General features: G+C 56.6%; 14 protein-coding genes. 11 read left to right on the top strand and 3 right to left on the bottom strand.

Translation table 11 applies throughout. The features are described 5' to 3' along the window. The 11 genes from MWU61_RS16945 to MWU61_RS16895 all read left to right on the top strand — a co-directional run bounded on the left by MWU61_RS16945 (position 1) and on the right by MWU61_RS16895 (position 10,834). Positions 1–831, top strand: a complete 831-nt coding sequence (locus MWU61_RS16945; RefSeq protein ID WP_247129649.1) for an alpha/beta hydrolase — start codon at positions 1–3, stop codon at positions 829–831. After that, a complete protein-coding gene (locus MWU61_RS16940; protein WP_247129648.1) occupies positions 828–1,799 on the top strand; it encodes a threonine/serine dehydratase in 972 nt (323 codons plus the stop codon). Before MWU61_RS16945 ends, MWU61_RS16940 begins: the two co-directional genes overlap by 4 nt. A gap of 9 nt (positions 1,800–1,808) precedes the next feature. Further along, the gene (locus MWU61_RS16935) at positions 1,809–3,008 is read left to right on the top strand and encodes an endonuclease/exonuclease/phosphatase family protein (RefSeq protein ID WP_247129647.1); all 1,200 of its coding nucleotides are present in this window, start codon (positions 1,809–1,811) and stop codon (positions 3,006–3,008) included. 261 nt (positions 3,009–3,269) lie between these two features. After that, positions 3,270–4,067, top strand: coding sequence for a 3-oxoadipate enol-lactonase (gene pcaD / locus MWU61_RS16930; RefSeq protein WP_247129698.1), 798 nt, complete (start codon positions 3,270–3,272; stop codon positions 4,065–4,067). After that, positions 4,064–4,768 (top strand): alpha/beta fold hydrolase, encoded by a 705-nt coding sequence (locus MWU61_RS16925; protein ID WP_247129646.1) that lies wholly within the window; start codon positions 4,064–4,066, stop codon positions 4,766–4,768. The genes pcaD and MWU61_RS16925 overlap by 4 nt, the downstream gene beginning before the upstream one ends. Positions 4,769–4,771: 3 nt before the next feature. Further along, positions 4,772–5,482: a hypothetical protein gene (locus MWU61_RS16920; RefSeq protein WP_247129645.1), complete on the top strand. Its 711-nt coding sequence runs from the start codon at positions 4,772–4,774 to the stop codon at positions 5,480–5,482. 22 nt (positions 5,483–5,504) lie between these two features. Beyond that, entirely contained in the window at positions 5,505–6,710 is a 1,206-nt protein-coding gene (locus MWU61_RS16915) for a TCR/Tet family MFS transporter (protein ID WP_247129644.1), read from the top strand. Between the two features lie 58 nt (positions 6,711–6,768). Then, positions 6,769–7,854, top strand: a complete 1,086-nt coding sequence (locus MWU61_RS16910; RefSeq protein ID WP_247129643.1) for a Zn-dependent alcohol dehydrogenase — start codon at positions 6,769–6,771, stop codon at positions 7,852–7,854. Positions 7,855–7,897: 43 nt separating this feature from the next. Continuing rightward, the gene (locus MWU61_RS16905; RefSeq protein WP_247129642.1) at positions 7,898–9,124 is read left to right on the top strand and encodes a mandelate racemase/muconate lactonizing enzyme family protein; all 1,227 of its coding nucleotides are present in this window, start codon (positions 7,898–7,900) and stop codon (positions 9,122–9,124) included. Positions 9,125–9,200: 76 nt separating this feature from the next. Then, positions 9,201–9,866: a lysophospholipid acyltransferase family protein gene (locus tag MWU61_RS16900; protein WP_247129641.1), complete on the top strand. Its 666-nt coding sequence runs from the start codon at positions 9,201–9,203 to the stop codon at positions 9,864–9,866. A 23-nt stretch (positions 9,867–9,889) separates the two neighbouring features. After that, complete coding sequence (locus MWU61_RS16895; protein WP_247129697.1) at positions 9,890–10,834, top strand: phosphatidate cytidylyltransferase; 945 nt, start codon at positions 9,890–9,892, stop codon at positions 10,832–10,834. 4 nt (positions 10,835–10,838) lie between these two features. Here MWU61_RS16895 and MWU61_RS16890 read toward each other — a convergent pair whose 3' ends face one another. The 3 genes from MWU61_RS16890 to MWU61_RS16880 form a co-directional block, all read right to left on the bottom strand. Next, entirely contained in the window at positions 10,839–11,387 is a 549-nt protein-coding gene (locus MWU61_RS16890; RefSeq protein WP_247129640.1) for a CAP domain-containing protein, read from the bottom strand. 75 nt (positions 11,388–11,462) lie between these two features. Continuing rightward, the gene (locus MWU61_RS16885; RefSeq protein WP_247129639.1) at positions 11,463–11,960 is read right to left on the bottom strand and encodes a CAP domain-containing protein; all 498 of its coding nucleotides are present in this window, start codon (positions 11,958–11,960) and stop codon (positions 11,463–11,465) included. A 200-nt stretch (positions 11,961–12,160) separates the two neighbouring features. Then, on the bottom strand, positions 12,161–13,699 hold the full coding sequence (locus tag MWU61_RS16880; protein ID WP_247129638.1) for an alkaline phosphatase D family protein: 1,539 nt from the start codon (positions 13,697–13,699) through the stop codon (positions 12,161–12,163). Between the last annotated feature and the right edge of the window lie 51 nt (positions 13,700–13,750).

Below are 13,750 nucleotides of genomic sequence, written 5' to 3'. Positions count from 1 at the left end.
ATGCCTGAATTTCACGCCAAAGACGGCACCCGCCTGTATTACACTGACGAAGGTCAAGGTATCCCGATCCTGTGCCTTGCGGGACTGACCCGCAACGGGCGCGATTTTGATCATGTTGCCCCGCATCTGCCGACGATGATGCCTGTGCGTCTGATCCGCATGGATTACCGCGGACGCGGGCAATCGGATTGGGCGGATTACAAAACATACACGATCCCGCAAGAGGCCGAAGATGCGCTGGCGCTGCTTGATCATCTGGGGCTAGAGCAGGCTGCAATTCTGGGGACATCGCGGGGCGGGTTGATTGCAATGTTCATCGCGGCCACTTCGAAGGACCGCTTGTTAGGTGTAGCGCTGAACGACATTGGGCCGGAACTGGATAAAGCAGGCCTCGATGTCATCGAAAACTACATCGGCCGCCGCCCTGCGCAAAAGACCTACGCAGAGGCCGCCGCGTTCCGCGCGAAATCCTGGTCCCACTTTAGCGACGTGCCGATGGCGCGCTGGCTGGCTGAGGTTGAAAACCACTACATCGAAACCGACACGGGCCTAGACCTACGGTATGACCCGAAACTGCGCGATGCCGTGCTAGAAGCTGGTACCCAGCCGATGCCCGATCTTTGGCCGCTGTATGACGCGATGCTTGGTCTGCCACTTTGCCTAATCCGTGGCGAAAATTCTGATCTGTTGTCAGAGGCGACAGCGGATAAGATGCTCGACCGTCGGATCGACATGATCCGCGCTGATATTGAAGGACGTGGTCATGTGCCCTTCCTAGACGAAGAAATGGCATTGGACGCGCTGCACGAATGGCTTGAGGATATGGAATGAACATCGACGCAATCCGCGCTGCTGCCAAACGGATCGACGGCCAAGCGCGGCGCACCCCGCTTTTGTCGTCGCCGTTTCTGGACGAAATCGCCGGACGGCGTGTGCTGATCAAACCCGAATGCTTGCAACACACTGGATCGTTCAAGTTTCGCGGCGCGTGGTCTGCTGTATCGAACCTAGGTGACGATGCCCGCAAAGCGGGCGTTATCGCGTTTTCCAGCGGAAACCATGCCCAAGGCGTCGCACTTGCCGCTGCATCGCATGGCACAACGGCAGTGATTATCATGCCCGACGACGCCCCGACGCTGAAGATCGAAAATACCAAGGCGCTGGGCGCAGAGGTTATTCTATACGACCGCGAAAATACCAACCGCGAGGCCTTGGGCGCAGAGATCGCCGATAGCCGTGGTCTGACGTTGATCAAACCTTTCGACAATGCCGATGTGATCGCAGGCCAAGGCACTGTCGGGTTGGAAATTGCCGAGGATGCAAAGGCGCTCGGCATTACCCATGCCGATGTGACCGTTTGCTGCGGTGGTGGCGGGCTGACGTCCGGGATCGCCATGGCATTGGCTGCTGATGCACCCGACATGGTGGCGCGCCCCGTTGAACCTGCGGGATTTGACGATGTGGCGCGGTCCCAAGCGTCAGGCAAGATCGAAAAGAACCCATCGCAATCAGGATCAATCTGCGATGCGATCATGACCCAGCAGGCAGGCGATCTGACGTTCCCGATCATCAAGGAACTTTGTGGCCCCGCGATTGTCGTCACCGATGATGAAGCGCTGCAAGCCATGGCGCATGCATTTGAACGGCTGAAGGTCGTCGCAGAACCCGGCGGTGCTGTTGGACTTGCAGCGGCGCTGTTCCATCCCGACGCGCTGAACCACGACACAGTGATTGCGGTGATATCTGGCGGCAATGTAGATGCCCCGATGTTCGCCCGCGCCCTTGCGACCCTGACTTAAGGACAAGACATGACCGAATTTTCAATCGCCAGTTTCAATGTCAAAAACCTGATCGGGGCGGAGCAAGAATACTACCGCTATGAGAAATACACAGTCGAAGAACATGCGTGGAAGCAGGCGTGGCTTGCGGATCAACTGCTAAGCCTGTCTGCCGATATCGTCTGCTTTCAGGAAATCTTTGACGAAGCCGCACTGCAAGCGGTGATCGCCGAAGCGGACGCTGCAGGGATCGAAGCGAACGAAGCCTCTGTGCCGGACCCGTCAAAGCGGTACGCGCGTAAGGCGATTTTCCGCAAGTTGGCCTATAAGCCCTACGCGCAGGCCGAACTCGCTTTTGCACCCAATGTGAACGACGGCGGTCCCGGTGAACGGCGGCCCGGCGTCGCGATCCTGTCGCGGTTCGGTTTTGCCGATGCCCCGCAGATTTTGCAGGAATTGCCCGAGCCGATTGAGATCCCGTTCAGTGATCTGGGTGGTGGCGATGGCGGGTCATATAAGATCAGCCGCCTGTCCCGTCCGATCCTGAAGGTTCGCATTCCCGTCGGCGATCAGGTGGTTAGCGTCTTCAACTGCCATCTGAAATCGAAGCTGGGTGAATTGGATAAACCTGCTGGCGCCGGCTTCCCGCCTGCCGCCGATCTGGTGAACTATGACCCCGCTGGTCGTGCTCTTGGATCGCTACGTGCAGGGCTGCGACGGATGGCGGAAGCATGGATTCTGCGGCGGGCGATTCTTAATGAATTGACGCAAGGTCGCCCCGTGATGGTTTTGGGCGACTTTAACGACAGCGAACATGCCGTAAGTAGCGAAATAATTACCGGTGAAACGCCGTTTAAAAACTACGCATGGATGCGCAGGCACGACGCGGAACACCAAGGTGATCGCTACAAAGACCACGAAAACGACGCGATTCAAGAACAGATTAACGCGGTGCGCCTGCATTCAGCAGAGAAAATGTTCGTGCGAAAATCGGCCCGCGACATGGTCTATACGTCGGCCTTTGGCGGCGTTTTCGAGAGCATCGACCAGATTCTGATGTCCCGTCATTTTGCACCAGATTACGATCAACGCATTGGAGACATGGAATATTTTAGCGTCTTCAACGATCACTTGACTGACGGTAGCCATCCAGAAGCCCCGTATAACAAACTTGCCTCTGATCATGGACAAATCATGGCGCATATGCGGTTGCGTGACGGCCAGACCTAGATATCGGCGGAAATGTCCGGCGATTGCCGCGATGCAACTCATGGGTTATTTTAGCAAAAATGAATGTGCGTTTCGGAAATAAAATAAGCACCCCAAGAGTTGACAGTTCTGTGACAATTTCGTCTTCTGCGCTCGGGAGGGTTATTCACCCCTGTTTACAGGGTTGCTGGATAACGGGAGCAAGCCGCGCGAGGGAGACCTCATTGCGCGGCTTGATTCTTTTTCAAAGCATTCAGAACGAAGGATCCCACGATGCGTGAAATGAAAGTCGACCGCGAAGGTGTGGGTTTCCACGTGCGTATTGACGGCGTGGATGATGCGACTGCGCCGACGGTTGTTTTCGCTAATTCGCTTGGCACGACCTTGCATATGTGGGACGGAATCATCCCGCTTTTACCCGCAGGATTGCGGATCATCCGCTACGACAAACGCGGGCATGGCCAAAGCGACGTGCCAGCCGCACCTTACACGATGGGCGCACTGGTGTCCGATGCAGCTGCTGTCTGTGATGCTTGCGACGTGAAGGACGCGCTGTTCGTTGGTTTGTCGGTTGGGGGCATGATTGCACAGGGTCTGGCCGTCAAACGCCCCGATCTGATCCGTGCGATGGTCTTGTCAAATACGGCTGCGAAAATCGGGAATGGCCCGATGTGGCAGGACCGGATCGATGCGGTGATGGACAAGGGGCTAGGGTCAATCGCTGATGTCACAATGGCCCGCTGGTTTAGCCGCGACTACCTGATGTCGCCCGACCTGCCCGCATCGCGTAAAATGCTGACCGATACACCTGCTGCGGGATACGCGGGCGTTTGTGCCGCGATTGCTGGTACCGATTTTTACACGCCGACCTCTGGCTTGCGCATACCGACGCTTGGTATCGCAGGGTCCGAAGACGGGGCCACCCCGCCTGATCTGGTCCGCGAAACCGTCGATCTTATTCCGGGGTCGCAGTATGAGCTGATGCGGCGCGTCGGTCACCTGCCCTGCGTTGAAGCACCAGAGGCTTACGCTAAAATCCTGATTGATTTCATCGCTGCCACCGGCCACATGAACGAATGACTGATTTTCTACTGATACACGGCTCTGCCCATGGTGCGTGGTGTTGGGATCATGTGATCCCGCATTTGACCGCCGCAGGCCACACCGCCCGCGCGATTGATTTGCCGTCGCACGGTGACGACCAAACCCCCGCCGCTTTGGTCACGCTTGATATGTACGCAGGCAAGATCAGGGCCGCGATGCATGGCAAAACGGTTCTCGTGGGTCATTCCATGGCCGGTTACCCGATCACCGTTGCTGCCGACCAATCCCCGCATATGATTGATAAACTGATCTATCTGTGTGCCCATGTGCCGGAAGCCGGAAAATCCATCGCCGACATGCGTCTGCTTGCCGACACGCAGCCTTTGGCGGACGCGATGATCAAAAGCGAAGACGCGAAAACCGTCACGATTGATCCGGACCTCGCGCATGAAAAGTTCTACCATGACGTTGATCCCAGCCTTTCGGATTGGGCGATTGCGCAGTTGTGCCCGCAACCGATTGCCCCGCAGGTGACGGCCTATGCAGGCGGGACACGCACCCATAATCGCCACTACATCCGTTGCCTTGATGATCGCGCCATTCCGCCTGCCTACCAGATCGACCGTACGTCCGATTGGCCAGACGGCATTGTGTCCGAAATGCAGACGTCCCATTCCCCATTCCTATCAGCGCCTGCCGTATTGGCCGCTGAGTTGATCCGCATTGCAGAAAGCTAAACGATGACTGCCAGCCTTTACGACAGCCCCACATGGCGTGGGGTGTTTCACGACACTGAACTGTCCCCACTGTTCACGGATACCGCTGAATTGCGGGCCAAATTGCTTGTCATGGGCACGCTTGCTCTTACCCAAGCCAAAGCCAGTCAGATCCCTGACGTATCAGCCCAAGCCATCCAGCGCGCCAGTATGGAAGTGCAGGTTGATCCCGCAGCGCTTTCGGCCATGACGGCAGAAACAAGCGATCCCGTGACCGCGCTGGTCGCCGAGTTCGGCAAAGAGATGCAAGCGCCCGAGCACGCAAAGTGGATCCATTTCGAAAGCAATCCTGCGTTGACTGCGGCGACAGGCCTGTCTTTGCGGCTGCGCCAATCGTTCAAGATTATTGCGGCGCGACTGGGCCAAGACGAAACGCCAACGTTCTCAGCCTACCACCAAGACGCCGCGATTTCTGACGGCATTGCTGGCGGGTTGGGCTTGCGCGACGGGCACAGCACCGATCCTGTGAAAGACATTCAATCCATCGCGAATTGGATCAGCGACGCTGCCGCTGCGGTGCAGACCCAAACACCGGCAGATGCCGCGATCCAACATCAGATGCCGCACCTGAATGCGGCCCTGCAATCAGCGTCACCAGAAACGGCACCTCTTGTTCAGGCCATGACGTTACCCCAAATGGTGTTAGGCTTAGGGCGTTTGATCGCCCCAAAGTAATTCTCTGCGGAAAGCCCGATTTATGAACCAGCGCCTTGCGATCACTTTCATCATGCTATCGGTCGTGATGGACTCTATGGGGATCGGGCTGATTATGCCTGTGATGCCTGATCTGATCCGCGAGATTGAAGGCACCGATATTGGCAGTGCCGCCGTTTGGGGCGGGGTTCTTGCGACGATTTTCGCCGTGATGCAGTTCTTTTTTGGGCCCGTCATCGGCAGCCTGTCTGACCGTTACGGACGGCGCCCCATTCTGTTGATTTCGCTGGTCGTGATGGCGTTCGATTACGTCTTGATGGCGGTGGCTACGACGATGTGGTTATTAATCATCGGGCGGATCATTGGCGGGATCACTGCGGCGACACAATCAACTGCAGCTGCCTATATGGCTGATATTTCCAAGCCAGAAGAAAAAGCCGCAAATTTCGGCCTGATTGGCGCGGCCTTTGGGGTTGGCTTTGTGCTTGGCCCGTTGATCGGGGCCGTTTTGGCGCAATACGGGACACGCGCACCGTTCTGGGCGGCAGCAGCGCTGGCCGCAGGTAACGCCACGTTTGGTTACTTCGTCCTGCCAGAAACAGTCACAGATCGGATCAGACGCCCATTTGCATGGCGCAGGGCAAACCCGTTCGGTGCATTCAAACACATCGGTAACCTGCCGGGTCTGCGCCCGATGATGGTGATCCTGTTCGTCTATGCGATTGCGTTCTTCGTGTATCCGGGCGTTTGGGCCTACTACGGGGCGCTACAATTCGGCTGGTCACCCGGCATGATCGGGATTTCACTGGGCGTTTTTGGGATCGGTATCGCGGTCGTCCAAGGCCTGTTGATCCGTCCGATCCTTGCCAAAATCGGGGAACGCAATGCGGTGATCTTTGGCCTGCTAATCGACGTGTTGGCGTTTGTAGCCTTGGGGTTCGTCACGAACGGATGGGTGGCCTTGGCCATGACACCGCTGACCGCATTTGGATCGATCGCCGGACCGGCGTTGCAAGGCATCATGTCGCGCACCGCCGCTGATGATCAACAGGGCGAACTGCAGGGCACAATCGCATCGATCAATGCTGTCGCAACGATCGCGGCACCACTGATCATGACGCAAACTTTCTTTTACTTTACGCGAAACGATGCTGCACTTTACCTGCCCGGCGCACCGTTCTTATTATCCGCAATCTTGACCTTGGGTTGCATCGGTCTGTTTGTCGGTTCGCGCCCCACGACCCGATAAAAAGCTTGCTTATCAATCGCGCCCATTCTTTGCTGCAATCAAACGCAAAGGAGCCGATATGCCCGCAATCAAAGCTGCCGTCTGTCATGCATTCGGCGACCCGCTTACCGTTGAAACTGTTGACTTACGCGCGGCACAAGCTGGCGAAATCGAAGTCACGCTCAAGGCTGTTGCGATTTGCCATTCCGATATTTCCTTTGCCGAAGGCGCATGGGGTGGATCGCTGCCAGCGGTCTACGGCCACGAAGCTGCGGGTCTGATCACCGGCGTGGGCGACAACGTCGCCGGTCTGAGCGTCGGTGATGCTGTTGTCGTGACGTTGATCCGCGCCTGCGGGTCCTGCCCGTCTTGTTCGTCCGGTAAACCCACGATTTGCGGCACGCCGTACGACGGGGACCACGGGCCTTTGAAAACGGCGGACGGGGGCAAGTTGCATCAAGCGATGGCATCTGGCGCATTCGCCGAAAAGGTCGTTGTGGACCAAAGTCAGGTCGTGAAAATTCCGGCTGACATGCCGATGGACGCAGCTTCGTTGCTGGCATGTGGCGTGATCACCGGTGTCGGGGCCGTCGTCAACGCTGCAGATTTCAAAGCAGGCCAAGACGCCGTCGTGATCGGTGCCGGCGGTGTTGGGCTGAACGCGATCCAAGGTGCGCGGATCGCTGGTGCCCGGCGCATCGTGGCTGTGGACGTGTCCGAAGAAAAACTCGCCATCGCAAAAGAATTTGGCGCGACGCACGGTGTTTTGGCATCCCAAAACAAACCGTGGAAAGCTGCCAAAGAAGCCTTGGGGCGCGGCGCGGACGCTGTGTTTGTGACGGTAGGCGCTGCCCCCGTTTACGATACGGCGCCTCGTTATCTGGCCTATGGTGGCAAGGTGATCATGGTTGGCATGCCCGCAACGGGGGCCGTTTCTCAATACGAACCCGCGAACTTTGCGGCTGTCGGGCAAAGCCTTATCGGATCGAAAATGGGCGACGTTGTGATCAAGCGCGACATCCCTTGGATGGCCGATCTGTACGATCAAGGACGGCTGAAACTGGACGAGTTGATTTCGGGTCGTTGGTCGCTGGATCAGATCAACGAAGCCATTGCGGACACAAAAACCGGCAGCGCGAAACGCAATGTGATCGTTTTCGACTAACGACGCATTTGATTTGTCCGCAACAACCAAGGGTGCCACGTCCATGAAGCTGCAAGACCTCGATGTGATCATTACCGCACCCCCTGCCCCCGGATGGGGCGGGCGGTATTGGATATTGGTCAAGGTGACCACGAACACCGGCATCACGGGTTGGGGCGAATGTTATGCGTCCTCCGTCGGTCCCGATGCAATGCGGGCTGTGATCCACGATGTGTTTGATCGGCACATGGCGGGCGAAAATCCGGAGAACATTGAGTTGATGTTTCGCCGTGCCTATTCGGCGGGGTTCACTCAACGTCCCGACCTGACCGTTATTGGCGCGTTTTCAGGGTTAGAGATCGCCTGCTGGGACATTCTTGGCAAAGATCGCGACCGTCCTGTTCACGCGCTTATCGGTGGGCGCATGAACGACCGTATTCGCGCCTACACATACCTGTATCCACAATCCGGCCATGCCCTGCCCGCCTTTTGGTCCGATCCTGATATGGCGGCTGAAAGCGCGGTTCAGGCCGTCGCGCAGGGCTATACTGCCGTCAAATTTGATCCAGCGGGCCCCTACACGATCCGTGGAGGACATATGCCAGCGATGCACGACATCAGCCTGTCTGTCGCGTTTTGCAAAACGATCCGTGATGCTGTGGGCGATCAAACCGATCTGCTGTTTGGCACGCATGGTCAGTTCACGACGGCTGGGGCTATCCGGCTTGGTAGTGCAATCGCACCCTACAGCCCGCTTTGGTACGAAGAACCTATCCCACCCGACACACCAACCGAATTGAGCAAAATCGCAGCCCAAGTCCCGATCCCCATTGCGGTCGGCGAACGTCTGTCGACGAAGATCGAATTCGCGGATGCCTTGCGCAATGGTGCGTCCATTCTGCAGCCTGCGTTGGGACGGTCAGGCGGCATTTGGGAAACGAAGAAGATCGCAGCGATTGCCGAAACTTATAACGCGCAGGTCGCGCCGCATCTGTATGCAGGCCCCATAGAATGGGCCGCTAACGTGCAATTGGCGGCCTCTATTCCGAATATCCTGATGGCTGAAACGATTGAAACGCCGTTCCACAAGGCGCTGATCAAGAACAGCATCAGAATAGAGAATGGATATATTCCGGTCCCGACCGCCCCCGGACTTGGTTTCGACGTGGACGAAGACCTTGCTCGCGCACATCCGTACACGGACGACGGATTGCATCTGCAAATGCAAGAAGAGCCGATCGGGTATCACGGCGTGAATACTTTCGCGGGTGGTGCGCCAGTCAAGACGTGACAGGGCGCGCCCGTTCAGGTGCGCGAAAACTGACAAGTCTCTTTCCAAGATCGACTTATCGCGACACAGTGGCAGAATGAATATTCTACGCGTTCTTGCCGCGAAAATCGTCGGCCACACTTTACGGCTTTTTGCCCGTTTCATCACCGCAGTGCGTGCCGACTGGCAAGGCATCGAACCGGTTCCGCACCAACGGGTCTATTACGCGAACCACACGTCCAACGGCGATATGCCGATGATCTGGGCGGTACTGCCATCTGCATTGCGACGCAGCGTCCGTCCGGTTGCCGCAGCCGATTATTGGCTCAAGAATCCGATCCGCGCCTTTGTTGGGCCAGAGGTGTTCAACTGCGTGCTGGTCGATCGCCGTCCTGAAGTGAACGACAAACCAATGGACAAGATTCTAGAAGCACTGGACGAAGGGTCATCGTTGATCATCTTCCCCGAAGGCAATCGGAACATGACAGAAGACCCGCTGCTGCCGTTCAAGGCGGGCCTGTACAACATGGGGGTCGCGCGTCCTGATGTTGATCTTGTCCCAACATGGGTCGCGAACCTGAATACGATTATGCCGAAAGGCGAAGTGATCCCCTTGCCGTTGATCTGTACAGTGACCTTTGGAACCCCTGTGAAGGTCCACGAAGGCGAAAGCAAAGACGCGTTTCTGGCCCGCGCCGCCAAAGCATTGTCGGACTTGCGCCCTGACGCAAACCAACCCGACGATCAGGAGGCGACGTCATGAACCCGACAAGCCTACCGGTCGAAATGACCACGACAACGTCTGACCTTGTCCTTCTGTTCCTTGGCGTTCTGGCCATTTTGTTGGCTCTGACCACATTAGGCGAAGTCCTGCGTGCACGGCAAGGGATGGGCGAAGATAACCCTGTTCTCGAAACCTACATGACACGTGTCCATAGCTGGTGGGGCATCGTCCTATTGGTGGGCCTCGCTTTGATCACGGGGCGCGTAGCGGTCATCATATTGTTTCTCTTCGCGAGCTTCGCAGCCCTGCGCGAATTCCTGACGCTGACAGCCAAACGGCAAGCAGATCACAAATCACTGGCCTTGGCATTTTTTGCCGTTCTACCACTGCAATACCTGTTCGTGTGGATGGGTTGGGAAGGCCTGTTTACCGTCTTTATCCCCGTCTACGCGTTCTTGCTGCTGCCCATCGTTTCAGCCTTACGCGGTGACGCGAACCGCTACCTGATCCGCGTCGCAGAAACCCAATGGGCGCTGATGATCAGTGTTTTCTGCCTCAGCCATGTCCCTGCGTTGATGACCATTTCATTCGACGGGGTGAACGACAGATCAGTCCTGCTGATCGGTTTCTTGGTACTTGTGGTGCAATTCGGGGACCTTCTGGAATACTTCTTTGGCCGCAGAATCGGCAAAACAAAGATCGCACCGGGTCTATCACCAAAGACATGGGAAGGGCTGGCCTGCGGGGTTGGTAGCGCGGTTCTGATTGGTGCTTTGCTAAGCTGGATCACGCCCTTCGGCGTGTTTGGTGCAATGGCCATGGCAGGCATCGCGTCACTGGTTGGGATGTTCGGCAATCTTGTCTTTGCGGCCATCAAACGGGATCGCGGCGTCAAAGACTGGTCACACCTTATTCCGGGCCAAGGTGGATTTGTTGATCAGTTGGACAGCGTGGTGTTTGCCGCACCGATTTTCTACCATTTGACGCAGTTCTTCTGGGGAAGCTGAACGCCTATTGTTCACGTGCCATCAGCAGAACCCACCGCGTATCGCGCCCTTGTCCGGCGACACCTAGCGCGAAATCCTCTGCAACTTGGTTCGGTAGGCTTTCGTCCAGCATCAGTTCTCTGTGGCCATCAGTAGACCGCAACCATGCATCAAGGACATCTTCGTTGTTCTGCTGACCAGTCGCGATGTTTTCGCCTGCATAGGCCGCGACATACCCTTCGGCGGCGATCCGTTGCGAAGGTGTCCGACCATCCTGCGAGAGGTGCGAAAAGTAGTTGTTGTCGAGCATATCTTGCGCGTGTTTTTGTGCGGCAGCATCGAGACGCGCGTCATAGGTCACCATAGTCAGGCCGTTATCAATCCTGAGACCATTCAAGAGTTCGCCAAAATCAACGTCCGCAATGGCCGTTGTCGGGGCCGTATCCATTAAGGGGCTCGCTACAGGAACTTCTGCGACACCTAGATCAGCCACAATGCCTTTGGCGCCCGAAGTGGTCGATTGACAGGCCGCTAAGGCAACCAATCCGAAGATGGCGATAATAGAGCGATGCATCAAAGAACCTCCTATGGGCGTCTGGCTATGACAAATTTAAAGCATTCCGGCGTTTGTACAAATCGGCACGGCAGATCACCGCTCAACGGCCATCAACAGCACCCACCTTGTGCGCGATCCAACACCGGCGACACCAAGGGCGAAATCATCGAGACCGTCGGCGACCATCAGGTCGTAATGCGTCGGCGAATTCATCCAACCGTCGAACGCTGTTTCTTGATCCTGTTGACGTCCCGCGATGTTTTCCCCCCAGCCACGGGCGTCATATCCTTCCGCGCGAATGCGATCGATGACGGTGCTGCCATCTAAGGACGTATGCGAAAAGTAGTTGTTGTCTGCCATGTCCTGCGCGTGCTTTTGCGCGGCGGCATCAAGACGTGCGTCATAGGTGACAGGTGCGAGGTCCGATGCGATCCGCATGCCATTCAGCAACTCGGCAAAGCTAGAATCCTCTATAGATGTTGCGGGCCCTACGATTCCGACTTCATTCGGACCATAGGCGGTCGACGCGATATCAGAGGGGCCGGATGTGACCGATAATCCGGCACCACCACAGCCCGCAAGAAGGGTCATTGCGAATCCAAGACTTTTCCACTGCAACATCAAACTCATCTCCTTCACTGATTCACACATTGGTCAGCGTTGAGTTTGATAGTTGCCCGCAAGTAGGGCGCATTTAGGACGGAAGTCAGGCAAAACCCGTCAGATTAGTTCCAAGTTTTCTGAGCCTGAGAAAGAGGCGGCCCGCGACGGGCCACCTCAGTTCTATGAAATCAAGTCACCGATTTAGGTTCGAGTTCCACTGACCAAAGTTCGACATCTGCGCTATCCATCAGCCGGACAGTCATGACACCCGTGTCAGCCGCGATGTCGACCTTGCCGAAGAATTGCAGGCCGTCGCTGGGCGGAAGGTTGGCTTGGCCTTCTTCGGGATGCTTTGCAAAGCGGACTTCAGGACCAAACGTATTGTCATAGGTCGAGGGCCCGAAAGTACCGGCATGCAATGGGCCAGAAACAAATTCCCAGAACGGATCAAAATCCTGGAATACGGCGCGGTCAGGAGAATAGTGATGTGCGGCGGTATAGTGCACATCTGCTGTCAGCCAGACGGTGTTGGCGATGTCAGCGGTTTTGATGAACGACAACACTGCGGCGATGTCTTTTTCACGCCCAAGAACCGGTCCGTCGCCGTTCGCCCCGTTTTCCATGTTGGTATCCCCGTCGCGCACCATCATGCCAATGGGCATATCAGACGCGATGACCTTCCACGTGGCGGTCGAATTGACCATCTCGCGCTTTAACCACGCCAGCTGTTCAGCGCCAAGGAACGGAGTGCCTTCGGTTTCGGTATTGGCAGTGTTATCGCCACGATATGTGCGCATGTCGATCACAAAGATATCCAGCAACGGGCCGTAAGACACTTTGCGATAGACCCGATTAGGTTCCGACAGAACCTGCCGCGTTGGCATCATCTCGTGGAATGCATGTGCCGCACGAGCCGCAAGAACCTGCATTGATTTCTCGGTATAGCGATCGTCACTAGCCAGCACTTCGTTGGGGTACCAGTTATTTGTGACCTCATGATCATCCCACTGCGAGATCATTGGCACGGCGGCATTAAACGCCTGCACGTTCTTATCCATGTAGTTGTACAAATGCTGACCGCGGAATTCGTCTAGTGTTTCTGCAACTTTGGTTTTGGCCGGTGTGACGACGTTCTTCCAAACCGTGCCATCATCCAAATCGACCTCTTCCTGAAGTGGTCCGTCAGCATAAACGGTGTCGCCTGAATGCAGGAAAAAGTCGGGCCTATGGCCTTGCATCGTGGCGTAGGTGGTCATGCCGCCGCGATCTTCGTCGATCCCCCACCCCTGCCCGGCGGTGTCGCCTGACCAAACAAAGCTGACATCGCGGCTGCCCATCGGGGCGGTGCGGAACGTGCCTGTAACGGGTTCTGAAAGCGTGCCATCGGCCAAGTCAGACATTGTAACGCGGTAGAAAATGTCCTGATCGCTTGGCAGGCCAGTTAACGCCAGCTTTCCGGTGTAATCTGTTGGCGTGCCTACGGCCAAGGCTGGCACCGCACGCGCGTCTGACATGCTTTCGGTGGTTGCCCATTCGACAAGCATCTTTGCCTCGCGGTCAGCGCGGCTCCAGATAACGGCACCGTCATGGGCGACATCGCCCGACATAATGCCGTGGGTGATTAAAGGGCGTGATTGCGCCCGCGAGAGTGAAGGCACGGCGAATGCAGCGGACAACGCGGCAGTGCCCAGAAGCGTTTGGCGGCGTGTAAAGGATATACGTGGCATGGATATCTGCTCCTTGATGATTTGGATATCCAAGACTAGGGGTGCGCGCGT

Origin of the sequence: Loktanella sp. F6476L, assembly GCF_023015725.1 — a bacterium.
In the GTDB taxonomy this organism is placed as follows: domain Bacteria; phylum Pseudomonadota; class Alphaproteobacteria; order Rhodobacterales; family Rhodobacteraceae; genus Yoonia.
This window is presented reverse-complemented; position numbering and strand designations above follow the sequence as displayed.

What these genes read in the sequence shown, in the direction of transcription:
- MWU61_RS16915 (WP_247129644.1), top strand. Translation starts at nt 5,505, where the DNA reads ATGAACCAGCGCCTTGCGATCACTTTCATCATGCTATCGGTCGTGATG.
- pcaD (WP_247129698.1), top strand. Translation starts at nt 3,270, where the DNA reads ATGAAAGTCGACCGCGAAGGTGTGGGTTTCCACGTGCGTATTGACGGC.
- MWU61_RS16885 (WP_247129639.1), bottom strand. Translation starts at nt 11,960, where the DNA reads ATGACCCTTCTTGCGGGCTGTGGTGGTGCCGGATTATCGGTCACATCC.
- MWU61_RS16905 (WP_247129642.1), top strand. Translation starts at nt 7,898, where the DNA reads ATGAAGCTGCAAGACCTCGATGTGATCATTACCGCACCCCCTGCCCCC.
- MWU61_RS16895 (WP_247129697.1), top strand. Translation starts at nt 9,890, where the DNA reads ATGACCACGACAACGTCTGACCTTGTCCTTCTGTTCCTTGGCGTTCTG.
- MWU61_RS16900 (WP_247129641.1), top strand. Translation starts at nt 9,201, where the DNA reads ATGAATATTCTACGCGTTCTTGCCGCGAAAATCGTCGGCCACACTTTA.
- MWU61_RS16925 (WP_247129646.1), top strand. Translation starts at nt 4,064, where the DNA reads ATGACTGATTTTCTACTGATACACGGCTCTGCCCATGGTGCGTGGTGT.
- MWU61_RS16935 (WP_247129647.1), top strand. Translation starts at nt 1,809, where the DNA reads ATGACCGAATTTTCAATCGCCAGTTTCAATGTCAAAAACCTGATCGGG.
- MWU61_RS16880 (WP_247129638.1), bottom strand. Translation starts at nt 13,699, where the DNA reads ATGCCACGTATATCCTTTACACGCCGCCAAACGCTTCTGGGCACTGCC.
- MWU61_RS16945 (WP_247129649.1), top strand. Translation starts at nt 1, where the DNA reads ATGCCTGAATTTCACGCCAAAGACGGCACCCGCCTGTATTACACTGAC.
- MWU61_RS16920 (WP_247129645.1), top strand. Translation starts at nt 4,772, where the DNA reads ATGACTGCCAGCCTTTACGACAGCCCCACATGGCGTGGGGTGTTTCAC.
- MWU61_RS16890 (WP_247129640.1), bottom strand. Translation starts at nt 11,387, where the DNA reads ATGCATCGCTCTATTATCGCCATCTTCGGATTGGTTGCCTTAGCGGCC.
- MWU61_RS16940 (WP_247129648.1), top strand. Translation starts at nt 828, where the DNA reads ATGAACATCGACGCAATCCGCGCTGCTGCCAAACGGATCGACGGCCAA.
- MWU61_RS16910 (WP_247129643.1), top strand. Translation starts at nt 6,769, where the DNA reads ATGCCCGCAATCAAAGCTGCCGTCTGTCATGCATTCGGCGACCCGCTT.